Origin of the sequence: Streptomyces sp. NRRL B-24572 (genome assembly GCF_002156145.1) — a bacterium.
Classification (GTDB): Bacteria; Actinomycetota; Actinomycetes; order Streptomycetales; family Streptomycetaceae; genus Streptomyces; species Streptomyces vietnamensis.
Map to the genome: position 1 here is coordinate 7732 of NZ_MWIG01000542.1, position 233 is coordinate 7964.

Below are 233 nucleotides of genomic sequence, written 5' to 3' on the forward strand. Positions count from 1 at the left end.
AGGACGGGCTGCCAGCGGTCGACGTGGCCGTCGGTCCAGTCGCGCGGTTCGTCGGGGGAGGCCATGGAGTGATCGTACGTCGGCGGAGCGCTCCCGTCCCGAAAAGTATTTCGTTGACGAATTATTCGGAACCGAAATACTCTGCGGGGCATGGCCACTGCCCCCGTGCACCCCGTCGCGCCCCCGTCCGTCCCCCACCCCCTGCGCACCCGCTCCTTCCGCCTCCTCTTCAC